The 23,805-nt window shown below is 71.1% G+C and carries 22 protein-coding genes; 7 read left to right on the top strand and 15 right to left on the bottom strand.

Annotated features, from left to right (window positions below):
* Positions 1 to 87: 87 nt before the first annotated feature.
* Together C9992_RS15885 and C9992_RS15880 are read left to right on the top strand one after the other, a co-directional pair.
* Positions 88 to 885, top strand: coding sequence for an IniB N-terminal domain-containing protein (locus tag C9992_RS15885; protein WP_106816609.1), 798 nt, complete (start codon positions 88 to 90; stop codon positions 883 to 885).
* Between the two features lie 6 nt (positions 886 to 891).
* Positions 892 to 1,524, top strand: coding sequence for a hypothetical protein (locus C9992_RS15880; protein ID WP_106816608.1), 633 nt, complete (start codon positions 892 to 894; stop codon positions 1,522 to 1,524).
* Here C9992_RS15880 and C9992_RS15875 read toward each other — a convergent pair.
* From C9992_RS15875 to C9992_RS18270, 4 genes are all read right to left on the bottom strand, one after another.
* The gene (locus C9992_RS15875) at positions 1,468 to 2,997 is read right to left on the bottom strand and encodes a dynamin family protein (RefSeq protein ID WP_106816607.1); all 1,530 of its coding nucleotides are present in this window, start codon (positions 2,995 to 2,997) and stop codon (positions 1,468 to 1,470) included. The two genes, C9992_RS15880 and C9992_RS15875, sit on opposite strands and share 57 nt — an antisense overlap.
* Before the next feature lie 10 nt (positions 2,998 to 3,007).
* Positions 3,008 to 4,924, bottom strand: a complete 1,917-nt coding sequence (locus C9992_RS15870) for a dynamin family protein (protein ID WP_327317855.1) — start codon at positions 4,922 to 4,924, stop codon at positions 3,008 to 3,010.
* A gap of 34 nt (positions 4,925 to 4,958) precedes the next feature.
* Positions 4,959 to 5,219, bottom strand: a complete 261-nt coding sequence (locus tag C9992_RS15865; RefSeq protein WP_106816605.1) for a hypothetical protein — start codon at positions 5,217 to 5,219, stop codon at positions 4,959 to 4,961.
* A gap of 192 nt (positions 5,220 to 5,411) precedes the next feature.
* The gene (locus tag C9992_RS18270; RefSeq protein ID WP_106816604.1) at positions 5,412 to 6,506 is read right to left on the bottom strand and encodes a hypothetical protein; all 1,095 of its coding nucleotides are present in this window, start codon (positions 6,504 to 6,506) and stop codon (positions 5,412 to 5,414) included.
* A 162-nt stretch (positions 6,507 to 6,668) separates the two neighbouring features.
* Between C9992_RS18270 and C9992_RS15855 the strand changes: the two genes are divergently transcribed.
* A complete protein-coding gene (locus C9992_RS15855; RefSeq protein WP_106816603.1) occupies positions 6,669 to 7,868 on the top strand; it encodes a THUMP-like domain-containing protein in 1,200 nt (399 codons plus the stop codon).
* 4 nt (positions 7,869 to 7,872) lie between these two features.
* Here the strand turns inward: C9992_RS15855 and C9992_RS15850 are convergent, their stop codons facing one another.
* From C9992_RS15850 to coaA, 9 genes are all read right to left on the bottom strand, one after another.
* Positions 7,873 to 8,397 carry a hypothetical protein gene (locus C9992_RS15850; protein ID WP_106816602.1) on the bottom strand — a complete coding sequence of 175 codons (525 nt, stop codon included), beginning with the start codon at positions 8,395 to 8,397 and terminating at the stop codon, positions 7,873 to 7,875.
* Entirely contained in the window at positions 8,394 to 9,476 is a 1,083-nt protein-coding gene (gene tsaD, locus C9992_RS15845; protein WP_407662257.1) for a tRNA (adenosine(37)-N6)-threonylcarbamoyltransferase complex transferase subunit TsaD, read from the bottom strand. Before tsaD ends, C9992_RS15850 begins: the two co-directional genes overlap by 4 nt.
* The gene (gene rimI / locus C9992_RS15840) at positions 9,473 to 10,015 is read right to left on the bottom strand and encodes a ribosomal protein S18-alanine N-acetyltransferase (protein WP_106816601.1); all 543 of its coding nucleotides are present in this window, start codon (positions 10,013 to 10,015) and stop codon (positions 9,473 to 9,475) included. The genes tsaD and rimI overlap by 4 nt, the downstream gene beginning before the upstream one ends.
* Positions 10,012 to 10,689, bottom strand: a complete 678-nt coding sequence (gene tsaB, locus C9992_RS15835; protein WP_106816600.1) for a tRNA (adenosine(37)-N6)-threonylcarbamoyltransferase complex dimerization subunit type 1 TsaB — start codon at positions 10,687 to 10,689, stop codon at positions 10,012 to 10,014. The genes rimI and tsaB overlap by 4 nt, the downstream gene beginning before the upstream one ends.
* Positions 10,690 to 10,770: 81 nt before the next feature.
* Positions 10,771 to 11,271 carry a tRNA (adenosine(37)-N6)-threonylcarbamoyltransferase complex ATPase subunit type 1 TsaE gene (gene tsaE / locus C9992_RS15830; RefSeq protein ID WP_106816626.1) on the bottom strand — a complete coding sequence of 167 codons (501 nt, stop codon included), beginning with the start codon at positions 11,269 to 11,271 and terminating at the stop codon, positions 10,771 to 10,773.
* Positions 11,272 to 11,321: 50 nt separating this feature from the next.
* On the bottom strand, positions 11,322 to 12,446 hold the full coding sequence (gene alr / locus C9992_RS15825; protein ID WP_106816599.1) for an alanine racemase: 1,125 nt from the start codon (positions 12,444 to 12,446) through the stop codon (positions 11,322 to 11,324).
* Complete coding sequence (locus tag C9992_RS15820) at positions 12,443 to 12,838, bottom strand: holo-ACP synthase (protein WP_106816598.1); 396 nt, start codon at positions 12,836 to 12,838, stop codon at positions 12,443 to 12,445. The genes alr and C9992_RS15820 overlap by 4 nt, the downstream gene beginning before the upstream one ends.
* Positions 12,839 to 12,968: 130 nt before the next feature.
* Complete coding sequence (glmS, locus tag C9992_RS15815) at positions 12,969 to 14,819, bottom strand: glutamine--fructose-6-phosphate transaminase (isomerizing) (RefSeq protein WP_106816597.1); 1,851 nt, start codon at positions 14,817 to 14,819, stop codon at positions 12,969 to 12,971.
* Between the two features lie 202 nt (positions 14,820 to 15,021).
* Positions 15,022 to 15,990, bottom strand: a complete 969-nt coding sequence (gene coaA, locus C9992_RS15810; protein ID WP_106816596.1) for a type I pantothenate kinase — start codon at positions 15,988 to 15,990, stop codon at positions 15,022 to 15,024.
* 41 nt (positions 15,991 to 16,031) lie between these two features.
* Between coaA and C9992_RS15805 the strand changes: the two genes are divergently transcribed.
* Positions 16,032 to 16,976, top strand: a complete 945-nt coding sequence (locus tag C9992_RS15805) for a Ppx/GppA phosphatase family protein (protein ID WP_106816595.1) — start codon at positions 16,032 to 16,034, stop codon at positions 16,974 to 16,976.
* 93 nt (positions 16,977 to 17,069) lie between these two features.
* The gene (locus tag C9992_RS15800; RefSeq protein ID WP_106816594.1) at positions 17,070 to 17,843 is read left to right on the top strand and encodes a TRIC cation channel family protein; all 774 of its coding nucleotides are present in this window, start codon (positions 17,070 to 17,072) and stop codon (positions 17,841 to 17,843) included.
* Positions 17,844 to 17,968: 125 nt separating this feature from the next.
* Here C9992_RS15800 and C9992_RS15795 read toward each other — a convergent pair whose 3' ends face one another.
* Positions 17,969 to 18,676 carry a hypothetical protein gene (locus C9992_RS15795; protein ID WP_106816593.1) on the bottom strand — a complete coding sequence of 236 codons (708 nt, stop codon included), beginning with the start codon at positions 18,674 to 18,676 and terminating at the stop codon, positions 17,969 to 17,971.
* Between the two features lie 305 nt (positions 18,677 to 18,981).
* Between C9992_RS15795 and C9992_RS15790 the strand changes: the two genes are divergently transcribed.
* Positions 18,982 to 21,558 carry a DUF4062 domain-containing protein gene (locus C9992_RS15790; RefSeq protein ID WP_160150907.1) on the top strand — a complete coding sequence of 859 codons (2,577 nt, stop codon included), beginning with the start codon at positions 18,982 to 18,984 and terminating at the stop codon, positions 21,556 to 21,558.
* Positions 21,545 to 22,444: a hypothetical protein gene (locus C9992_RS15785; RefSeq protein ID WP_235008281.1), complete on the top strand. Its 900-nt coding sequence runs from the start codon at positions 21,545 to 21,547 to the stop codon at positions 22,442 to 22,444. The genes C9992_RS15790 and C9992_RS15785 overlap by 14 nt, the downstream gene beginning before the upstream one ends.
* Here the strand turns inward: C9992_RS15785 and glmM are convergent.
* Positions 22,434 to 23,792, bottom strand: coding sequence for a phosphoglucosamine mutase (glmM, locus tag C9992_RS15780; protein ID WP_106816591.1), 1,359 nt, complete (start codon positions 23,790 to 23,792; stop codon positions 22,434 to 22,436). The genes C9992_RS15785 and glmM overlap by 11 nt on opposite strands.
* Between the last annotated feature and the right edge of the window lie 13 nt (positions 23,793 to 23,805).

Raw genomic sequence — 23,805 nt, 5'->3', positions numbered from 1 at the left:
CTGCATCGGGCAAAACCCCGATGCCGTCGCGCACACCGCGACCTACTCTGGATCATCCCTCGACCTTCAGCGCGGAGGAGTCGTCACATGACCACACCGTTGGTGACAGTCGCCAACTCGATCATCGAGTTCATCCTGAGCCTGCTGCGGGATCCGGCAGCCCTCGCCGAACTGGAGAAGGATCCCGAAGCCGCCCTGGTGAAGAACAAGGTCGCCGGGATCTGCGCCGAGGACGTGCGCGCGGTGGCGCCCATCATCTACGACCGTCCGGATGTGGTGCCGCGGAGCACCGCCCCGGCGTCACCGCCGACGCACCACAACGAGGTGCTCAACGAGATCACGCGCATCACGAACAACTGGACGACCATCGACAGTCGGTCGACCATCGTGGACCAGTCGGTGAACCAGAACATCTGGACCGAGGGCGGCGACGTCACGCAGATCTTCGATCAGACCGCGGGCGTGGCATCCGGAGACGGATCGATGGCCGCGGGCGACGACATCGGCGTCAACACGCCCGTCGACGACGACACCGACGAAGAGCCGACGCTCCCCGACCTGCCGGGTCTTCCGGACGAGGGCGGGCTGGACGATCTCGTCGACGCGGATGACGAACTGCCGCCCGACGACGCGGGCGAGCCCGCCGACGGCGGCGACCCGCAGCCGACGGTGCCTTCGCCCGACGTGCCGCCTGAGACCGCGCAGGATGCCGTGCAGGATGCCATTGCCGTCGCCGGTGACGTCGCCGACGATGCGGAGCAGGCGCCGGCACCGGTGTACGACGCCCCGCCGGCCGAGGTCGACGACGCCGTGTGGAGCGAACCTGTCGACACCGTCCCGGTCGAGGAGGTCGTCTACAGCGACGATCTCAGCGAGGAGCAGTAGCAAGCGGTGAGCGACCCGTCCTCGCGGGCCGGATCGCCGGCTCCGCACCCGCCGATGCCGGCCGTCCCGTCGGAGGCGAAAGCCCCGCCGGGACGACCACCGCTGTCCAATCCCAACACCGCACCGGTTCTGGCCAAGCTGACCCCGCCGTTCTCGGTGCGCGTCTGCGAACTCTTCTGGATCGTCAGCTTCTTCGTGGGGGGCTTCGCGATCGTCTACTACTTCATCATCCGCAAGGAGCAGCTGCCGCTCATCTCGGACGCGGTGCGAGCCGTCGATGCCACCCGCAGCGAGCAGACGTACACCACCGCCGCCGACATCATCTTCTGGTCGGTGTTCGGCATCCTGGTCGGCGTGCTGCTCGTGCAGATCACGCTGCTCGTGTCGTTCATGGGCCGACGGCCGCAGATGCGCTGGTGGCAGCTGCTGACCTGGGTGATCCAGGTGGCCACGCTCGCGCTCTCGCTCGACCTCGCGCTGACCGGCTCGCGGGCTGCGCCGCTGCGCCTCGTCCTCGCGGCGCAGTGCGGGCTGGTCCTGCTGGCCCTGCTGGCCGGCGTCATGCCCAAGGCGCTCGCATGGTCAGCGCGGCAGCACGACATCGTCCGGCAGCAGCCGGCCGATGCTTCGGCGCGGTGAGTCCGCGCGCATCGTCTCCGCCGCCACCTGCTCGAGGCTGCGGATGACCACGTGGCACAGCCCCACCGCCGTCCGCTCGGTGAGGGGCGACTCCGCGAGCGCGCGCCACCGAGCAAGGAGCTCCTCTGCGCGCGCACGCACGGCGGGAGCGTCGGCGCCGTCGGCGAGTCCGACTCGCACGGCCATGGTGCCGCCCGCGCCGCCCACGATGCGTTCGGCTTCGGCGATCTGTTCCGCCGGCAGGGGGTATCCACCCGCGCGGGTGCGCGAGAGCACCGCGAGCTCCCGCAGCGAATGCGTGGTGGCGAAGATGCGCTCGATCTCGGCGAGCAGGATGTCCGAGCCCCGGCGCGGACGCTCCCGCATCAGCTCCTCGAGCCCCGGGAGAACGCCGTACACCTTGAGCGTGTCGGCGCGAGCGCGGAAGTGATCCCGCACCAGCGCCTGCAGCGCGTGGAGGCCGCTCTGCTCCACGAGTCCTTCGGCCAGCGCCGTCGAGGTGTTCGCACCGCCACGGATGAGCGCGGCCGACAGCCGGATGCCGAACAGGCCGAATCGCGAGAGCAGGTCACGTCGCCGGTGCTCGCTGAGAGAGGTCACGCCGGCGACCCACGCGAAGCGATCGGCTGAGACGAGGAGGTTCTCACGCGCCGCCCGCTCGAGCGCCGCGATCTCGGCGAGCGCGCGGAACTCCGTCTCGCGGAGCGTCCGCGCCGCCTCGGCGAGCAGACCTGCCACCGGCACGACATCCAGCACGAGTGAGCGCAGCTCGGTGTCATCCGCGTAGCGTCGGGCGACCTGGCCCGCCGACACGAGCGAGTCGATGCGCGCCGAGCCGACCTCGTCCGCCCGCGACAGCACGGCGACGGCGTTGACCGTCAGCGATGCACCCACCGACACGTCCCGGAACGCTTCGAGGAACCCCCGGTCCGACGAATGCAGGTGGCGCATCAGGTAGATGACCGCATCGGCCGCGGAGGCCCCGCTGCGCTGCGTGAGGAATCCGTGCGCCCGGGCGGAGACATCCGTCGACAGCGAGGCGATCCCGGGGGTGTCGATGAGGATGAGCGAGCGCAGGCTCTCGGACGGCCACCCCACGTCGATCCAGTCGACCTCCTCAGCCGTGGTCGCGCCCAGCTCGAGCACCACCCGCCCGTTGTCACGCTGGAACGGCAGGCGCCGCGGCGGACCCTGCCGCGGGTGCAGTGTGATGCTGGGACTGTCGGCACGGCGATACCACGTCACCACCCGGGTGCACTCCCCGGCGTCCGTCGCGGCGAGCGCCTCGCCCAGGAGCGCATTGAGGAGGGTCGACTTGCCGGCCTTGACCATTCCGGCCAGTGCGATCCGCAGCGGACCCTGCAGGCGCCGGTCGTACGCGCTGATCATCTCCCGCGTGGCGGGGTCGTCGGCGTAGAGGGCGAGCGCCTCCTGCGCGACCCGCCTGGCGTCCGTGAGTGCCGGCTCCCTCATCGTGCACTCCTCACCGGGTGACGGCCCGTGTGCGACCGGCGATCTCGGGCTGCGGCATCCGGTCCGGCATACCGCCGGGTACGACCTCGGCGCGGATCGCCTCGAGCTGGCGGAGCTGGGCGCGCAGCTGCTTGACGCGCTCCTCCCGCCGGCCGCTGTCGACGCTCGCGGCCTGCTTGGCCGCGCTGACCGCCTCGGCGAACGAGCGATGAAGCTCCTCGGCCATCGCTCCGAAGTGATCGCGGGCGGCCCGCTGCACGAGCCGGAGGCGGTCCTTGAGCTGCTTGCCCGCTTGGAAGGTCACCTCATCGATGTGGCGCCGGACGATGTTCTTGGCCTCCGCCTGCCGTCTGGCGAGCCGGGTTCCCATGTCTTCGCGGAACGCCCGGCGTCCGACGATGACGCCGGCCAGCAGCGACAGGGGGTTGATGAGGGGCAGACCGATGAGGCCGGTCGCAAGACCCACCATGAGGACGCCGCCATACGACCCGCGGACGCCGATGAAGATCTTCTCGGCGGCGCTCATCCGCCCCTCGTCGAGGGTGCCGATCGCCTCCACCGGGTCGAGCACGCCGGCTGCGTCGGCCACGTCGATCGCGGGGATGCTCTCCTCACCCTCGAGGAACAGCTCGGCGACCTGCTCCGACAGCCAGCGTGCCCGCTCGTCGGTCCACACGAACGTCTCCGAGACCGCTGCCGAGATGCGCTGGTCGAGCCACTCGGTGATCTCGCTCCAGATCGGGCCGGGATCGCCTGCTTCGATGGATGCCTCCGCCTCGCGCTGCACCTTCCGCAGGCGGTCGCGCAGATCGTGCTCCATGTCGGAGATCAGGTCGGCCACACCGTCGGTGAGAGTGACCTGCCAGCGCGCGGACCGGCTGCGGAACTCGTCGGCGCGCGTCTTCGCCTCCTCGAGCTGCACCAGCAGCTGCGGCGTCGCCTCCGGCTCGACCAGCGCGGTCAGCTCGGAGCGCAGCGCCATGGTGAGCTGATCGAGCACGGACACGAGGTCGTGGATCGCGCTGCGCGCATGGATCAGCTCGGCACGCTCGAGGATGTCCTGGCGCAGATGCGCGACGAGGGCGGGGAACCCCGACTCCTCGTTCAGGTCGCCGTCGCGCTGCTCGGCCGCGAGCAGCCGGAGGTCGCTGGAGACGGCGAAGATCGGGATGTCGCCGATGTCGGCCAGATGCCCGCGATCGATGTCTTCGATCTCGCGCCAATGCGGATACAGGTCGGTCTTCGCGAGCACCGCGGAGACGTTCGGGGAGACCCGCATGGCGTGACGGAGGAACTGCATCTCGGGCTCGGTGTACTCCTGGGAGGCATCCGACACGAGGATGACGGCGTGCGCGCTGGACAGCGCCGACAGCGTCAGCAGCGCGCTGCGGGAATCGAGCCCGCCGACGCCCGGCGAGTCGACGATCCGCAGGCCGCCACGCAGGATCTCCCGCGGCAGCAGCACCTCGGCCGACAGCAGGCGCCGCACGTTGTCGGGATTGCCCTGGGCCGACACGTACTCGGCGAGGGCCTCCAGGGGAACGCTCTGCCGCATCGGCTCGCCCCGCGAGTCGCCCTCGGGCTGGATGAGCACGGTCGCCGAGGGTTCGGGGGCATAGCCGACGGTGGTCGGCACGGTGGTCGCGATGTCGTCGTCCACCGGGCACGCCGGCGCGTTGACCAGGGCGTTGACCAGCTTGCTCTTGCCCTGCTTGAACTCGCCGACGACGATGACGCGCACGTGCGGATCCTGCAGCCGGTCGCGCGTGGTCACGAGCCGTTTGACGAGATCACGCCGCCCGGCCTGCGCCGCGGCGCGTCCGACCTTGTTCACCAACTCGAAGAGCGCGACGTCCTGGCCGGCCACGCGGCCGACCGGCTGGGTGACGCCGGCCTGCCCGGCTGCGGTCCGACTCTCGTCTGCCAACGGCTTCGTCGCCTCTCCTCGCACTCCCGACGGGTCACATCGGGAAGTCGTACCCCGCCGCGCCGGGGTCGGCGCCGAGATCGGGGGAGACGTCGTCGCCCCACAGCACGTCGGCGTCGACATCCCAGTCGGATGCCGTGATCCCCGCGATCTCGTCGGTGAAGGCGTTCACGAACGAATCGTCGTCGACGAGTTCCTCACCCTGTCCCCAGTCCAGGTCCATGGTGCCGCCGTCGGAGGGCAGGGGCGCGCTGTCCGCAGCGTCTGCGGCATCCCATTCCGCGCTGTCCGCCATTGCGCTCGCCTCCCTCACCGGCGTGCCGGTGCCCGATCCTCAGTATCTCTCCGCCGCATCGTCTGCGGTAGCGGCTGTGCCGCTGCGGGCACTGGCGTGCGCCCGGCCGCCGTGACGGCCGGGCGCGCTCCCCCAGTCCCCCCGCCGGCGAGGGTGATACCGCCCCCGCCCGCGGTCATGCGTTCACCGCTGTCACATGTCGAAGTCGGTCTGCGCGGCATCGGGGCTGTTCACGATGCCGTCGTTCTCGAGATCCACATCGATGTCGGTGTCGTACTCGTTGAACGAGTCGTCCACGTCGGCGTTCATCGAGTTGTCCTGGAACGAGTCCGAGACGTCCACGTCGGTGGAGTTGTCCTCGTTGAAGGAGTCGTCGAGCGTGACGTCGAGGTCGGTCGAGTTGTCCTGGAACGAGTCCTCGATGTCGGTGTCGACGTCCCAGTTCGTCGAGTTGTCGGAGTTGTCCGAGTTGTCCGAGTTGTCGGAATTGTCCGAGTTGTCGGAGTTGTCGTTGAACGCGTCCTGGATCGCCACGTCGACGGGGTTGAACGAGTCGTCGATGTCGACGTCGATGTCCCAGTTGGTGGAGTTGTCGATGTCGACGTCGTCGCCCGCGGCAGCCGCGCCGTCACCGGACGCCAGACCGCCCTGCTGACCGAAGGTCTGCGACACCGATCCGTTCGCCCAGATGTTCTGGTTGACCGACTGGTCGAACACGCCGGACCGGCTGTCGATCGTGAGGCCGCCGGCCCCGGCTGCCAGACCCGCGCCGCCCGCGCCGCCGCCGAGGTTCAGGTCGCGGAAGCCCGTCGAGTACTGCCGTACACCGGTGGTGATGGAGTGGTCGTTGAGCGTCTGCTGGTTGAACGAGTCGGTGATGTCGACGTCGGTGTCCCAGTTGTGCGAGTGGTCGTCGTTGAACGAGTCCGTGATCGCCACGTCGACGTCCGTCGAGTTGTCCGAGTTGTCCGAGTTGTCGGAGTTGTCGGAGTTGTCCGAGTTGTCCGAGTTGTCGTTGTACGAGTCGTCGACGTCCGTGTCGGTGTCGGTCGAGTTGTCGACCGAGTTGTCCGAGTTGTCGTTGTACGAGTCGTCGACGTCGGTGTCGACCGAGTTGTCGGAGTTGTCGGAGTTGTCCGAGTTGTCCGAGTTGTCGGAATTGTCCGAGTTGTCGGAGTTGTCGTTGTACGAGTCGTCGACGTCGGTATCGGTCGAGTTGTCGTTCAGGGAGTCTGCGAGGTCGACGTTCGTCTGAAGCCCCAGCAGGTTGGTGTTGTCGTCGGCCATGATGATCTTCTTTCTTGACTGTTGCCCGTCGGCTCTTGATCCGAGTGTGCTGACCGGCGCGGGCTGCGGCATCGGGAGGAATCCCGCAGTTCCCCCTGGGCCGGACGGGGTTCCGATAGGGGGATCCGGGGTTCGTTCGGGTCATGCCCGTAGGCTCGCGGGGTGGAACTCTCCGAGCTGACGGCGCTGCTGACCCCCGAGGGACTGCGTCTTCTCGACGCGATGCCGCCGGTGGAGACCGCCGACGACGTGGCCCGCACGGTCACGCGGCTCCGCCGGGAGGGCCACTCCCCCGACCTCGTCTCGGCGGTCGTGGGACAGGCACGGCTGCGTGCGCGGGCTTCGGCGAAGTTCGGCGACCTCGCCGGGCGGATGCTGTTCACGCGGGCTGGACTCGAGCAGGCGACCCGGCTGCCCATCGCGGCCCGGCACGCGGCCCGCTTCCGCGATGCCGGGTTCTCGCGCGTCGCCGATCTCGGCTGCGGCATCGGAGGCGATGCGCTGGGGCTTGCAGGCCTCGGTCTGCGCGTGCTCGCCGTCGATGCCGACGACGTCACGGCGGCGATCGCGGCGTACAACCTGGCGCCCTTCGGCCACGACGTCGAGGTGCGTCACGGCACGGCGGAGGAGGCCGACCTCGCAGGTGCGGACGCGGTGTGGCTCGACCCTGCCCGGCGCACGCCCGGCCATGGCGAGACGACCCGCACGCGCCCCGAGGAATGGTCGCCGTCGCTGGACTGGGTGTTCGACCTCGCGCGACGCATGCCCGCCGGCGTCAAGCTCGGACCGGGGCTGGATCGCACGCTCATCCCCGACGACGTCGAGGCGCAGTGGGTGAGCGCTGACGGCTCCACGGTGGAGCTGGTGCTGTGGTCCGGCGCGCTCGCGCGGGACGGCGTGCGGCGCGCGGCGCTGGTGATCCGCGAGCGCGCCGACGGGACGACCGCGCACGAGCTGACCGCGCAGACGGATGCCGCCGACGAACCGGTGCGTGCCCTCGGCGCCTACCTGCACGAGCCGGACGGCGCGGTGATCCGCGCGCGACTCATCGGGGAGGTCGCCCGGTCACTGGATGCCGGCATGCTCGACGAGCACATCGCCTACCTCACGTCGGATGCCGCCCTGACGTCGCCGTTCGTGTCGACGTTCCGCGTGCGTGAAGTGCTGCCGGCCGAGGTCAAGGCGCTCGGCAAGGCGCTCCGAGAGCGGGGCATCGGGCGCCTGGAGATCAAGAAGCGCGGCGTCGACGTCGACCCGGCCACCCTGCGGACGCGCTTGAAGCTGCGCGGCTCGGAAGCGGCCACCCTCATCCTGACGCGGATCGGACCACGGCGCACCGCGATCCTCGCCGACCGCGTCTGAGATCTCAGCCGAAGAGGTTCGCCTGGAACGCCGCATACAGCAGCCAGCCGGCGCTGTACAGGATGGAGACGACGCCCAGCGCGATCGCCCAGGCGGCAACGGGGCGGCTCTCCACCGGGCGCCGCAGCGCGACGACGGCCGACACCACCGCGACGATCCCGATCGGGAACCCCCAGCCGACGACGAGCGACACCAGGAGGCCGACGATCGCGAACGCCAGCGCCCAGCCGGCGAGCCCGCCATGCGAGGTGGGGTCGTCCTCGCTCCACGCGGTCGCATCGGGCGTGAACTCGCCGCCGGGCTCGCTCGGCGCCGTCTCGACCGTCACCGCGACGGGCGCTGTCGGCAGTCGGCTGAACCCGCCGCGGTGCGCACCCGGCAGCGGCGAGGCATCCTCCGCGAGATCGACGTCCGCCGAGGCGGGCTCGACGGTCGGCGGGGAGGAAGCGGCAGCGCTGGGGCTTTCAGCGGGGACCTCCGGCGCCGCCGTCGGCGCGGGAGGAGGCATCCTCTGCGGGTCGTCGCTCATGCCGACTCCGCCACCTGGATCTCGGTGACCGGCAGCGTCGAATCGGCGCCGAAGGCGAGGGTCGACGGCGGTCGTCCCGACATGACGAGCTCGGAGGCCAGCGCCGCGATCATCGCGCCGTTGTCGGTGCAGAGCGAGAGCGGCGGAATGCGCACCGTCACACCTTCGGCCGCCGCACGTTCGAGCGCCACGTCGCGCAGTCGGCGATTCGCGATCACCCCGCCGCCCAGCAGCAGCCGCGGCACGCCGTGATCGCGGCAGGCGGCGAGCGCCTTCGTGACGAGCACGTCGACCACCGCCTCGCGGAAGCTCGCCGCGACATCGGCCACCGGCACCGGCTCCCCCGCCGCCTCACGCTGCTCCGTCCAGCGCGCGACCGCGGTCTTCAGTCCCGAGAACGAGAAGTCGTACCGGTGCGCGGCCATGTCGGAGGCGCGCGAGAGCCCACGCGGGAAGGCGATCGCGTTCGGATCACCGGATGCTGCGGCGCGGTCGATCTCCGGTCCTCCCGGGTAGGGCAGGCCCAGCAGCCGCGCCACCTTGTCGAACGCCTCGCCGGCGGCGTCGTCCATCGTCTCGCCGAGGAGCTCGACGTCGGTGGTGAGGTCGCGCACGAGCAGCAGCGAGGTGTGACCGCCCGAGACGAGAAGGGCGACGGTCGGATACTCCAGCGCAGGCGCGTCGGGGTCGAGGATGTCGGCGGCGATATGCCCGACGAGGTGGTTCACGGCGTACAGCGGCGTGCCGAGCGAGACCGCGAGCGCCTTGGCCGCGCCGACGCCGACCATGAGCGCGCCGGCCAGGCCCGGGCCGCTGGTCACCGCGACGGCGTCGAGATCCTGCAGGGCCACCCCGGATTCGGCCAGCGCGGCCTCGATGGACGGCTGCAGCGCCTCCAGGTGTGCACGCGCGGCCACCTCGGGGACGACGCCGCCGTACCGCGCATGCTCGTCCATCGAACTGGCGATGGTGTTCGACAGCAGGGTGCGGCCGCGCACGATCCCGATGCCGGTCTCGTCGCAGCTCGTCTCGATCCCCAGCACCAGCGGTTCCACCGTCGATCCGGTCACCGCACTCACGAGCACACCCCTCCGTCCCACGCCTGCGCACGGCCGGCCGCGCCTGGCACAGCATCCGCCCCACCGGCCGCTGAGGCTGTCGAAGCGTGCCACCCGCGCAGGTCGAGTCTCATCACCAGGGCGTCGACGTCGTCGGGCTGGTAGTAGCGCGGCTTGCGGCCGATCTCGGCGAAGCCCTCGGAGAGATACAGCCGCTGGGCGACCGGGTTGTCGGCGCGCACCTCGAGGAACACGTCGGTCACGTGCCGCCGTGCCGCCTCATGCAGCAGCTCCCGCAGCAGCGCCCGCCCCCGGCCGCGGCCCCGCGACTCCTCCGCGATCGTGATCGTCTGGATGTCGGCATCCTTCGCGTTGTGGACCGCACGAAGGCCCGCATAGCCGAGCAGCCGTCCGGCGACCTCGTCGACGACGTACCAACCGTGCGGCGACCCGAGCTCTTCGCGCATCATGGCGTCGGACCAGGCGTCGGTGGGGAAGGACGCACGCTCGAGCCGCATGATCGCGCCGAGGTCGTCGAGCGTGGCGCGTCGCACGGTCACGCGCTCACCCGCTTGGCTCCGTGCGAGACGGTGACGTCGGGCGAGCGCAGATACAGGGCGTCGGCGGGTCCGATCGTGCGCCCGGCGGCCAGGGCGCGGGCGGCCGAGAGGGCCAGCAGGGCGGCGGGGATGCGGTCGGCATCCCGGCGCACCGCCCGAGCGTCTGCCAGCAGCGCGTCCAGATCGTCGCGCGGCGTGAGCGCCGGCTCCGCGAGGCGCACGGGCAGGCCGTCGTCATCGAGCCCCCGGTACAGCGTGTAGGCGAACTCCCGCCGCCGGGCATCCGTCACGACCGCGAAGGTCTCGTCGTCGCGGTCCACTGCGCTGCCCGCCGAGCCCCAGTCGGCGGTGAGGGCGGCGTGCAGCAGCAGCTCGAGCGCGACAGCGTCGTGGCTCACGACGGGCACGACCGGCACGCCGCGTCCGAGGGCGAAGGTGCGGGCCGCGGCGATGCCCACGCGCAGGCCGGTGAAGGGCCCCGGTCCCATGCCTGCGGCGACGTGCGAGATGTCGGACGGGGCGATGGATGCCTCGGCCAGCGCCCGTTCGATCAGGGTGCCGATCACCTCGGCGTGGCCGCGCGGGTCGGCGCTGTCGACCTGCGAGCGGATGACGCCGTCCGCTTCCACGACCGCCACGGCGGTCCCGAGCGACGTGTCGATGCCGAGGATCACGCCTTCCAGGGTAGTCGGCGCGCGGAGCCGGTCGGCGAGCGGCCTGCTCCCGGGTCGTTCCCGGATGGGTGGCTGCGCGGCCTACGGGCGGCGCGAGATGGTGACCCGCCGAGGAGCGTCGGCGTCGAGCTCGTCCTCCCGCGCGACGGTGCCGCAGGCGTTGTCGACGCCGTGCCCGTGCCATTCGCGCTCGAACTCGACCTCCCACCAGCTTTCGCGGATGCCGTCGACCATCCCTCGCCCCCACTCGACGATGACCACGGAGGCCTCGAAATCGATGTCGAGGTCCTCGAGCTCAGCGGGAGACCCGAGCCGGTACGCGTCCACGTGCACGAGAGGTGCGCCTCCGACCAGCGACGGGTGCGTGCGCGCCAGGACGAAGGTCGGGCTCTGGATGGGTCCGCGCACACCGAGAGCACGCCCGATGCCGCGCGTCAGGGTGGTCTTGCCCGCGCCGAGCGGCCCGGTGAGCACCACGAGATCGCCGGATCGCAGCATCCGTCCCATCTCCTCGCCGAGCTGCTCCATGGCCGCAGGCGACGTGACCTCACGGGTGCCGACGAGGGCGTCGAGTCCGCGCATCGTGCTGTTCACACCGTGGTCAACACGGGACCGCTCCCCCGCGTTCCCGGTCACTCCGACACCTGCCGACGAGGCACGCGCGGCCCGACGCGCGTCACGATCTCATAATTGATCGTGCCGGCGGCATCCGCCCACTCGGTCGCCGAGGGCACACCGAGCGTCGGGTCGCCGAAGATCACGGCCTCGTCCCCGACCGCGACCGCGGCGTCGCCGACGTCGACGACGAATTGGTCCATGGCGATGCGTCCGGCCACGGTGAACCGGCGCCCCCCGATCACGACCGGACCCCGCCCGGAGGCCTGTCGCGGAACACCGTCGGCATAGCCGAGGGGGACGAGCGCGAGGGTCGTCTCGCGGCCGGTGCGGTAGTCGTACCCGTACGAGACGCCCTTGCCGGCAGGCACGCGGCGGACGGCGGCGACCGCTCCCCGCAGGGTCATCGCAGGACGCAGTCCCAGGTCGGCGGAGCTCCGGTCGGCGAACGGCGACAGCCCGTAGAGCCCGATGCCGATCCGCACGCACCCCAGCCGCGACTCGGGGAGATCGATGGCCGCGTGCGTGGCGGCGATGTGCCGCAGCGGCGGCGCGAGCCCCAGGGACGCGGCGGCGGCGACGCCCTCCTCGAACGCCCTCAGCGCTGCGAGGTCGTCCTCGCGCGAGGCGTTCGAGAGGTGGCTGAACAGCGCGACCACGCGCACCCGCCCGATGCGCTCCAGCCGCGCGGCCTCGGCGAAGACGATGCGGTAGTCGTCCGGTGCGATGCCGTTGCGCGAGAGACCGGTCTCGAGCTTCAGGTGAACCGCGACCGGGCGGTCGCCGGATGCCGCGGCGGCCGCCTTCTGCAGCTGGTCGAGGTGGGAGATGCCGAGCTCGATGCCCAGCGCCGCGGCCTCGGCGAAGTCGGCGCCGGGCGCGTGCAGCCAGGCGACGATGGGCGCGTCGATGCCGGCGCGCCGCAGAGCAATGGCCTCGGAGATGTCCGACACGCCGATCCGGGTCGCGCCGCCCGCCAGCGCGGCGGCGGCGGACCGCGCCGCGCCGTGCCCGTAGCCGTCGGCCTTGACGACCGCGATGACCTCGGACTCGGTCAGCCGGCGCAGGTGCCGCACGTTGTCGGCGATCGCCCCGACGTCGACGATCGCCTCACGCAGCACTCCGGCGGGAAGGTGGCTCATTCCGCATCCTCCGCCCTCGAGGGTGCGGCCGGGGCGCCGTCACCCGCCTCGGCGATGACATACGCCGTCGCCAGTCCCGCGTCGTGCGAGAGCGAGAGGTGCAGAGCCGTGATCCCGCGCCCGGCGACGACGGCGGCCGTCGAGCCGCACAGCGAGAACACGGGCCGGCCCGATGCCTCGGATGTGATCTCGATCTCGGTCCAGTGCACCCCGTCGGACCCGCCGAGCGCCTTGATCAGCGCCTCCTTGGCGGCATAGCGGGCGGCGAGCGAGTGCGGCTTGAGCTGCTGCTCGGTCTCGGAGAAGAGCCGGCTCACGAGGCGCGGGGTGCGCTGGATCGTCCGCTCGAATCGCGGGATGTCGACGAGGTCGACGCCGATTCCGACGATCATGCAGTCCTCCCGATGGCCGCGGCTGCGGCATCCGCCACCCTATCGCGCCGCCCCGTCCCCTCGCCCCGCGGCATCCCCTCTTGGCGCGGCCGGCAGCGGCCCACCACATCAGGCAGGGGCCGGGATGCCGCTACTCCACCGTGACGGACTTCGCGAGGTTGCGGGGCTGATCGACGTCGAGGCCCTTGGCGGTGGCCAGGCCCATCGCGAAGACGTGCAGCGGCACGACCGCCAGCAGCGGCTCGAAGAAGGGCCCGGCGAGCGGGATGCGCAGCACCTCGTCGGCCTTGGGGAGCACCGCGGCGTCGCCCTCCTCCGCGATCGCGATGACCCGGGCGCCGCGGGCGCGGATCTCCTCGATCGACGAGATCACCTTCTTGTGCATCTCGGCCGACTCGCGCGGCGAGGGCACGATGACGAACACCGGCTGGCCGGGCTCGATGAGGGCGATCGGGCCGTGCTTGAGCTCGCCGGCGGCGAAGCCCTCCGCGTGGATGTAGGCCAGCTCCTTGAGCTTGAGCGCACCCTCGAGCGCGATCGGGTAGCCGACGTGGCGGCCCAGGAACAGCACCGAGCGCGTGTCGGCCATCCAGTGCGCGAACTGCTCGATGCGCGGCTGCTCCCGCTCGAGGATCTGCGCGATCTTCCCCGGGATCGCCTCGAGCTCGCGGATGTGGTCGGCGGCGTCGGCCGGCGAGACGGCCCCGCGCACGCGGCCGATGTGCAGGCCCATGAGGTACAGCGCGGTGATCTGCGCGACGAACGCCTTCGTCGAGGCGACGGCGACCTCGGGGCCCGCGTGCGTGTAGACGATCGCGTCCGACTCGCGCGGGATCGTCGCCCCCTGCGTGTTGCAGATGGAGAGCGTCCGGGCGCCGTGCTCACGGGCGTACTTGACGGCCATGAGCGTGTCCATCGTCTCGCCGGACTGGCTGATCGAGACGACGAGGGTGTCGGGACCGATCACCGGGTCGCGGTAGCGGAACTCGTGGGCGAGCTCGACGTCGACCGGGATCCGGGTCCACTGCTCGATCGCGTACTTGCCGACCTGCCCCGCGTAGGCCGCCGTGCCGCAGGCGATCACGATGATGCGGGAGATGCCGGTGAACAGGTCGTCCAGGCCGTCCAACTCGGGGATGACCACCTCCCCGTCGCGGATGCGACCGCGCAGGGTGTTGGCGACGGCCTCAGGCTCCTCCGAGACCTCCTTCGCCATGAACGAGGACCAGCCGCCCTTCTCGGCGGCCGCGGCATCCCACGTCACCTCGAACGGCTCCACCTCCACCGGGTTGCCGGCGAAGTCGGTGACGGTGACGGCCTCGGGCGTGATCGCGACGATCTGGTCCTGCCCGATCGCCAGCGCATTGCGCGTGTGCTCGACGAAGGCCGCCACATCGGAGCCGAGGAAGTTCTCCCCCTCGCCGAGGCCGATGACCAGCGGCGAGTTGCGCCGGGCGCCGACGACGAGCCCGGGCTGGTCGCGGTGCATCGCGAGGAGGGTGAACGCACCCTCGAGGCGGGAGACGGTCGACTGGAACGCGGTCACGAGGTCGCCCGTGCGGCGGAACTCACGGCCGAGCAGCACGGCGGCGACCTCGGTGTCGGTCTCGCTGCGGAAGGTGAACCCGTCGGCGAGGAGCTCTTCCTTCAGCTCGAAGAAGTTCTCGATGATGCCGTTGTGGATGACGGCGAGCTTGTCGTCATCGGCGAGATGCGGGTGGGCGTTGCCGTCGGTGGGGCCGCCGTGGGTGGCCCAGCGGGTGTGCCCGATGCCGGTCGTGCCGTCGGCGAGCGGGCGGGCTGCCAGGTCGTCGCGCAGCACCTGCAGCTTGCCGGCGCGCTTGCGCATGCCGAGGCCCCCGTCGCCGTCGATCACGGCGATGCCGGCCGAGTCGTAGCCGCGGTACTCCAGCCTCGAGAGCCCCGAGATCAGCACGGCCTGGCTCTGGCGCGGGCCCACGTATCCGACGATTCCACACATGCGCTCCATCGTAAGCGGCCCGGTTTGCGAGGAGCCCGAACGAATACCGGATGCCGAGCCCGCCGCACCCCTGCCCCGCCCGCCCTGCCCCGCCCGCCCCCCCCGTCGGTTTGTGCGGAGAACACGCCGCTAAGCCCACCGCGATAACGGCGTGTTCTCCGCACAAACCGAAGAATGCGGGCGCGGGACGGCGGGGGCGAGGTCAGAGCTTGCGGAGGAGGACCCGCTCGACGGTGTGGTCCGCGGCCTTCTGCAGCACGAGGTTGGCGCGGTGGCGCGTCGGCAGCACGTTCTCCTCGAGGTTGGGGAGGTTGATCGTGTTCCAGTACCCGAGGGCGCGCTCGACGGCCTCCTCGTCCGAGAGCTGTGCGAACACGTTGAAGAACGAGTTCGGGTTGCTGAAGGCCGCCCGGCGCAGGGCGAGGAAGCGATCCACGTACCACTGGGCGATGTGCGCGGCATCCGCGTCGACGTAGATCGAGAAGTCGAAGAGGTCGCTGACGGCGACGTCGTTGGGGGTGGGCGGGGGCTGCAGCACGTTGAGGCCCTCGACGATGACGATGTCCGGGCGGCGCACCGTGATCACGGCGTCGGGCACGATGTCGTACCTCATGTGCGAGTAGAACGGTGCCCGCACCTCGGCCGCGCCGCTCTTGACCTCGGTGAGGAACGACACCAGCGCGCGCCGGTCGTACGACTCCGGGAACCCCTTGCGGTCCATGAGCCCCCGCCGCTCCAGCTCGGCGTTCGGGTAGAGGAAGCCGTCGGTGGTGACGAGCTCGACCCGCGGCGTGCCGGGCCAGCGGCTCGTGAGCTCGCGCAGCAGACGGGCGATCGTGGACTTGCCCACAGCGACAGATCCCGCCACACCCACGATGAAGGGCGTCGTCGCATCGGTGTCGCCCAGGAAGGCCGACTCCTCCGCGCCCAGCCGCTTGGTCGACTCCGCGTACAGCGACAGCAGGCGGGACAGCGGCACGTACACCTGCGCGACCTCGGCCATGTCCAGCCGATCGCCGAGGCCGCGGATCTGCACGATCTCGGTCTCGGTCAGGGGCTGGGTCATCCCGGCGGCCAGGCGCGCCCAGTCGGCACGGTCGATCTGTCGGTAGAGCGACAGGGCGGGCGTGGCCGCACCCGTGTCGTACGCGGTCGCTTCTTCGGCGGACATCGCGCCCATCGTAGCCGCTGCGCCGCCGCTACTCTTTTCCCGTGCGCCTGGGAGTCCTCGACATCGGCTCGAACACCGTCCACCTGCTCGTCGCCGACGTCCGCCCGGGAGGCAGGCCGCTGGGCACCACGAGTCAGCGCACCGTGCTGCGGCTGATGCGCTATCTCGCTGCCGACGGCTCGATCACCGAGGAGGGTGTGAGCGCCCTGGTCGCGGCGGTCTCGCAGGCGAGGGAGCTCGCCACCGCCGAGAACGTCGACGAGCTGCTGGCCACCGCGACCTCGGCGGTCCGCGAAGCGCGCAACGGCCCTGAGGTCATCGCGCGCGTCGAGGCGGCGCTCGGCCAGCCGCTGCAGGTGCTGGGCGGCGAGACCGAGGCCCGCTACACGTTCCTGGCCGTCCGCCGATGGTTCGGGTGGGCCGCGGGGCAGATCCTGCTGTTCGACATCGGCGGCGGCTCGCTCGAGCTCGCGGCCGGTGGCGACGAACTGCCGGAGGCCGCGGCATCCGTCCCGCTCGGCGCGGGCCGCATGACCGTGCAGTTCCTGCCGGACGACCCGCCCGGCGAAACCGCCGTCGAGCGGCTGCGCGAGCACGCGCGCGAGACCCTCGCGCCGGTCGCCGCGTCCTTGCGCCGTCTGCCGCGGGCCGACCACGTCGTCGGCTCGTCGAAGGCGATCCGGTCGCTGGCCAAGCTCGTCGGCTACCCGGTGCCCGGGTGGTCTGGGATCGAACGGATGCTGCTTCCCCGCGCCTCGCTCAGCTCGTGGATCCCGCGCCTGGCCCGCATCCCGGCCTCCGCCCGCCAGGAGCTTCCCGGCATCACGCCCGACCGGACGTTCCAGATCGTGGCCGGTGCCGTCGTGCTGCACGAGGCGATGCGCGCGCTGGACGTCGACGAGCTCGAGGTCTCGCCGTGGGCCCTGCGCGAGGGCGTGCTGCTGCGCTACATCGAGTCGCTCAGCTGGAGCACCCCCACCGCCTGAGAGCCGGTTTCCCGCGAATCGCACGATGACGGCGCGGCGGCGCGTCATTAACGTGGCGACGCGCCGACGCCCGGCGTGGCGAGGAGGAACCCGATGCACCCCATGGATCTGACGTTCGGGACGTGGTCGCTGTTCGGCGAGGGGACGTTCGTCGACCTCGTGGCGGCCACGACCAACGCCCTCAACGGCGCGCTGCTGGCCCGCCGGCCCGACCATTACCGCAACTACACCTTCGTCGGCATCGTCCTGATGGCGATCATCGGCGGGATCGCCGGCGGCGTCGCGCGCGACGTCATCCTCGGCAACCCGCCGTCGGCGTTCATGAATCCCGCGTACATCACGTTCTGCGTGGTGGCGGGCGTGGTCGGCTACTTCCTCGCCTACGCGAGCGGTCAGCTCTTCCGCGAGGGCCTGTTCCAGTTCATGACCTCATTCTCCCTCCCCTGGTACGCGATCATCGGTGCGCAGAAGGCCAACGAGGCGGGGTACCCGATCCTCGGCGCTCTCGCGATCGCGGTGATCGCCCCGACAGCCGGGCGCTTCCTCATCGATCTGACGAGCGGCGTCACCCCCAAGCAGTTCGTCCGCGGCGAGTGGTTCGTCGCCACCGCGATCGGCACGGGGCTGCTGTGGATCCTGCTGGACGAAGGGGGCGTGCCGTACTGGCTGAGCGTCGGGATCGCGTTCTTGTTCGGCTTCACCTTCCGCGTGCTGGCGCTGTACCGGGGCTGGGAGGAGCCGCTGGCGAAGGAGCCGAAAGGCCTCAAGATCCACCCCGACAAGCGGCCGCTGCTCGGACGCAAGCTCGCCGGCAAGTCTCAGGAGGAGTTGCGGATGCTGGGACTCACGGTCGACGCGGCGCAGTGACGGCCGTCCGGACAGCGTGGGATCCGGTGCCGCCGTCGGATCGCGGGATCTCGATACGCTCGTTCCTCGCTGCTTGATCGGCGGTGGCGGTACCTCGAGGCCCCGGCCCGCCGGAGAGGGCCGCGTCAGTCCGATCCGTCCGCGACCGTGAACGCGTCGTAGATGCCGTACACCGCGATCGCGGCGAGGTGCCACTCGCGCGTCCCCTCCGGTCCCAGCGCGACCGCACGCGGTGCGTCCACCATCGGCTGGTTGATGCGGCGGTGGTCGCTCATGCCGTCGATCATCGCCACGATCGCGACGGCGAGGTCCCGCTCGGTGGTGCCCTCTCTCATCCGCAGGCCGAAGGCGGCATTGAGGTCGCGATAGATCTCGGCCATACGGTCGAGATACCGGTCCTCGATCTCGGACAGCAAGGCGCGGATCTCATCGCCGCCGGGAACGACGTCGCCGCTCGCGAGAGCCGCCGACATCGTCTTGTACGCGCGCCACGCGACGGTGTCCTCCACCGCCACGACGTTGTGGGCGACGGCGGCGCGCAGCACCTCCCGCAACGCCTCTCCCCGTTCCGCAGCGGTCTTCGTGTGCGCGTCGGGGCCCGCGGACTGTGCGATGAGACTCAGGGTCTTCTCGTCGAAGCCGGTGTCGAAGCCCGGATCGGCGTCGAAGAGGGCCCGAACCAGGTCGGCGACGAAGGAGACGCGGTCCGGCCAGATGCGGAACACCGTCGACCGCGGAACGCCCGCCGCGCGGATGAGGTCCTCGAGCTCGATGTTCGCGTAGTCCAGCTGAAGGCCCTCGGCCCGCACCCGTTCCACCGCGACGTCGAGCATGCGGGCGCGGGTCTGACCCGCCGGCCTGCGAGCTCGCGGTCCAGGGTTCCGCATCCTTCGATTATCGTCCGCGGGGCCCGCTCGCGCTGGGGTGTCTGCGAGGGGCTCGCGGTGCCGGGTCCCCCAGAACCCGGCACCGACCGGACCCTCACGGCGGCATCGGGGCCGCCGCGTCGATCAGCGCGCTCGAACCCCAGATCCGAGCGCCAATCCCAACTTAGGGACTGCAAGTCTCATATCCCAAATCCGGCGAGGAGCCGATGCCCCCTCTTTACGCCGAGGCCGTCCGAAGCCAGGATGCACTCATGGATGCCGCGCGTATCCGCACCCCCGACCAGCGCATCCGGGTCTTCGTCAGCTCCACCCTGCGAGAGCTCGAACCCGAGCGCCGCGCGGTGCGCGCCGCGATCGAGCGGCTGCGCCTTGCTCCCGTGATGTTCGAGCTGGGGGCGCGGCCGCATCCGCCGCGCGCCCTGTACCGGTCCTACCTCGAGCAGAGCGACATCTTCGTCGGCATCTATTGGGAGAAGTACGGGTGGGTGGCCCCCGACGAGGACATCTCCGGACTGGAGGACGAGTACCGCCTTTCCACGGGTCTTCCCAGTCTCATCTACATCAAGCAGCCGGCGCCGGGTCGCGAAGCGCGCCTGGACGCCCTGCTGAACGACATCCGCTCCGACGATCGCACGTCGTACAAGTCGTTCGAGACCCCCGACGAGCTCGCCGAACTCGTCGCCGACGACATCACCACGCTGCTCGCTGAACGCTTCGACGCCGCCCGCGCCCCGCACACCTCTCCGTCCGTGAAACCGACGCCGGGTTCGCCGGCGATCCCGGCGCCCTACTCGGCGCTCGTCGGCCGCCAGCGCGAACGGGCGATGCTGACGGCGCTGCTGGCACGCAGCGACGTGCGCATCGTGACGATCGTCGGACCGGGCGGTGTGGGCAAGTCGCGGCTGGCCATCGAGCTCGCAACGGATGCCGCGTCCGCGGGTCGCGAGGTCGCCTTCGCCGCACTGGAGGCCGTGCCGGCCCCCGACCGCGTGATCGCCGCGATCGCGAGGGCCCTCGGCGTGCGTGACACGGGCGAAGGGGTGCTCGTGGAGAAGGTGATCGAAGCGGTCGGCGATCGCGACGTGCTCCTCGTGGTCGACAACATGGAGCACGTGCTGGATGCCGCCTCGACGCTGGCGCGCCTGGTGACCGATACGCCCGGCATCCAGCTGCTCGTCACCAGCCGCTCACCGCTGCGCGTGCGGGCGGAGCGGGTGGTCGAGCTCGGCCCTCTGGAGCTTCCCGACGCGGATGCCGCGTCGGCGGTGGCTGCCGACTCGTCGGCCATCGAGCTCTTCGTCACGCGGGCGACGGCCGTCCATCCGGGATTCCGCCTCACGCCGGAGAACGTGGGGGCGGTGATCGCGCTGTGCCGCGCCCTGGACGGCATGCCCCTGGCGATCGAGCTGGCCGCCGCACGGATGCGCACGCTGACGCCGGGGCAGGTGCTGGAACGACTGGACTCCGCGCTTCAGCTGCTGGTCAGCGGCGGCCGGGATCTCCCCGAGCGGCAGCGTGCGCAGAGCCGCACGATCCAGTGGAGCGTCGACCTGCTCGATCCTTCTGCTCGGCGGGCGCTGGCCGTGCTCTCGGTGTTCTCCGGATCCTTCGGGCTCGGCCCGGCGGAGAGCGTGCTCAGCGCGACGGGCGTGACCGATCCGCTCGGCGCGCTCGAGTCCCTCGTCGACGCGAGCCTGCTCGGACACCTCGACCAGGGCACGGCAGGCATGTTCCGCATGCTCATGCTCGTTCGGGCATACGCCGGCGGCCTGCTCGATGACGACCTGCGGGAGCAGGCCGTATCCGCGTGGATCTCGCACTACGAGACACGCGCTCACGAAGCCGCGGTCGCGCTGCGGGGACCGGGCCAGCTCGATGTGCTGCGCGAGCTGGAGCTGGAGGTGGAGAACCTGGCGGCCGTCGCCCGCTCGCTGATCCAGCGGCGCGAGTTGGACGCCGCTGCGGACTATGCGTGGGCGCTGTACCTGTTCCTCTGGGTGGGCGGCTACCTCGGCGTCGTCCACGACTGGATGGCCGAGGTGCTGCGCATCGCGGCCGCCGAGGGCATCGTGCTGCGGCCACGCAGCCGCGCCGTCGCCCTGTACTACGTCGGTGCGATCGGGTTCTGGCGCGACCGGCATTTCGATCCGACGACGGCGCTGCGGGAATCGCGGGACCTGTTCACAGCGGTCGGCGAGCCGTCCGGCGCGGCGCTGGCGGGCGTCTCGATCGGGCTCGGGCTGCTTGCACGCGCCGAAGGCCCCGACCTGACCGGCGCCACCGCGGAACTGCAGCGCAGCCTGGACGGCTTCGGATCGGTCGACGACGCGTGGGGGCAGGCGATGGCGCTGGTGATGCTGGGACGCATCGCGATGGCCGGCGGCGACGTGCCCGAGGCGCTCGCGCGCTTCGAGGAGAGCCTGCAGCTGGCGAGCGCGCAGGGCGAGCTGCTGGGCATGGTCATCGCCCAGAACCATCGCGGCTGGGCGCGGTTCCTCGCCGGAGACGTCGAGGGCGCGCACGCGGACTTCGCCATGGGCCTGGATCGCTCGCTCGCCCTGGGCCACGACGAGGGAATCTCGTACGGCCTGGAGGGTTTCGTCGGGCTGGCGGCTCTGCGCGGCGATGCCCGCCGCGCAGGCCTGCTCCTCGGTGCGGCCCGGGAGCTGCGGATCCGCAAGGGCATCTTCAATCCCGCGGCGTTCGAGTACTACATGATCCCACTGGCCGCGCTGCGCGAGCAGGGAGCGGGCGACGTGCTGGACGCGGCGACCGAGGAGGGGCGGGCGCTGACGATCCCGGAGGCGCTGCACCATGTCCGCGACTGATCCGGGCCGCGGATGGCCAAACGACGTTCCGCGGGACGGTCAGGTTCCGCCGGGCGACGGGGCGCGCCCGGACGACGGGGTGCTCCCGGCGACGCGGTGGGTCGCGATCGCGATCGTGCCGTTCCTCGTCGCGGCGGCGTTCCTGCTGTGGGTCTTCCCCACGCGGACCGGTGAGCTGTTCGCGTGGGCGATCGCGCCGCCGCTGTCGGCGTACCTGCTGGCCTCGGCCTACCTCGGCGGGATCTGGTTCTTCGTGCGCGTCGCGTCGGCGCGCCGATGGCATCACGTGGAGCACGGTTTCCCGGCGGTCGTGGTGTTCTCGGGTGCGCTCCTGGTGGCCACCTTGCTGCACCTGGAGCGGTTCTCGCAGAACCTGTCGTTCGCCGTGTGGATGACCCTCTACGCGACCACTCCGTTCGCGGTCGCCGCGCTGGCGATCGCCCAGCGCGGACGCGACCCGATGGTGGCCGATCGGCAAGATGCCGTCATCCCGCGCGCGCTGCGCTACGCGCTCGCGGCCATCGGCGCGTGTGCGCTCCTCCTCGGCGCTGTGCTGTTCCTCTCGCCGCAGGCCCTGCTCCCCCTCTGGGCCTGGGACCTCACGCCGCTGACCGCACGCGTGACCGGCGCGGTCCTCTCGCTCACGGGAGTGGTGGATGCGGCCCTGCTGTGGGACGCGCGGTGGAGCGCGTTCCGGGTGCTGTTCCAGGCACAGCTGCTGAGCCTCGGCGCGATCGCCGTGTCGCTGGTCGCCGGAAACGACGCCCTGCACTGGGATCGGCCGCTGTCATGGGCCTTCGTCGGTCTGGTCGCCGGCGCTCTCGTCGTCTATGCGAGCTTCACCGTCTGGTGCGAACGTCACGCCCGCACGGGAGCTACAGCGTGAGGCGCTCCCGGACGACGCCGGCGAGCACGTCCGCGTGACGGCGCGCCTCATCCTCGGACGAGGCCTCCACCATCACCCGCACCAGCTGCTCGGTGCCCGACGGACGCAGCAGCACACGGCCCGACAGGCCGAGCTCTGCGCTCGCGCGCGCCACCGCATCCTGGACCGCCTCGTCGGTGGCCGCGCGGGAGCGGTCGACGCCCTTCACGTTGACGAGCACCTGCGGATACACCGTCATGACGGACGCGAGCTCGGCCAGCGTCTTGCCGGTGCGTGCCATCTCGGCCACCAGGTGCAGGCCGGTGAGGACGCCGTCGCCGGTCGTCGCGTACTCGCTCATGATGACGTGCCCCGACTGCTCGCCGCCCAGCGAGAATCCGCGTTCGTTCATGCGCTCCAGCACGTAGCGGTCGCCGACCGCGGTCGTCTCGACGCGGATGCCGTGAGCCGACATCGCGCGGTGCAACCCGAGGTTGCTCATCACCGTCGCGACCAGCGTGTCGTCCTTCAACTGCCCGCGGGACTTCATCGAGAGGGCGAGGATGGCCATGATCTGGTCGCCGTCGACGATCCTGCCGTTCGCGTCCACCGCGAGGCAGCGATCGGCGTCGCCGTCGTGCGCGATGCCGACATCGGCGCCGTGCTCCACGACCGCCTTCGCCAGCACGTCCAGATGCGTCGATCCCACGCCGTCGTTGATGTTGACGCCATCAGGATCGGCCCCGATGACCGTCACGCGGGCGCCGGCATCCCGGAAGGTCTCCGGAGAGACTCCCGAGGCGGCACCGTGGGCGCAATCGAGCACGACGTGCAGACCGTCCAGGCGGTGCGGCAGCGAGCCGAGCAGGTGCACGACGTACCGGTCCTCGGCGTCGGCGAACCGGCGGATGCGGCCGACGTCCGCGCCGGTGGGGAGCAGCTTCGCGCCGGCCATGGCGTTCTCGATGCGCTGTTCGACGATGTCGGGCAGCTTGACGCCGCCCCGCGCGAAGATCTTGATCCCGTTGTCGGGCGCCGGGTTGTGGGAGGCCGAGACCATGACACCGAAGTCGGCGTCCATGTCGGCGATGAGGAACGCGGCGGCCGGGGTCGGCAGCACCCCGGCGTCGTAGACGTCGACGCCCGACGAGGCCAGCCCTGCCTCGACAGCGGCCGACAGGAACTCGCCCGAGACGCGCGGGTCACGCGCGACCACCGCGGTCAGTCGCTTGCCGGCGGCGCGTCGCGCCTCGGCCGTACGGCCCTGGCCCAGGACGACGGCGGTCGCCTGGGCCAGGGACAGTGCGAGATCGGCGGTGAGGGGGCCGTTGGCCAGCCCCCTCACCCCGTCCGTGCCAAAGATCGGCATACGGAGATGAAGC

Source organism: Microbacterium timonense, from assembly GCF_900292075.1.
In the GTDB taxonomy this organism is placed as follows: domain Bacteria; phylum Actinomycetota; class Actinomycetes; order Actinomycetales; family Microbacteriaceae; genus Microbacterium; species Microbacterium timonense.
This window is presented reverse-complemented; position numbering and strand designations above follow the sequence as displayed.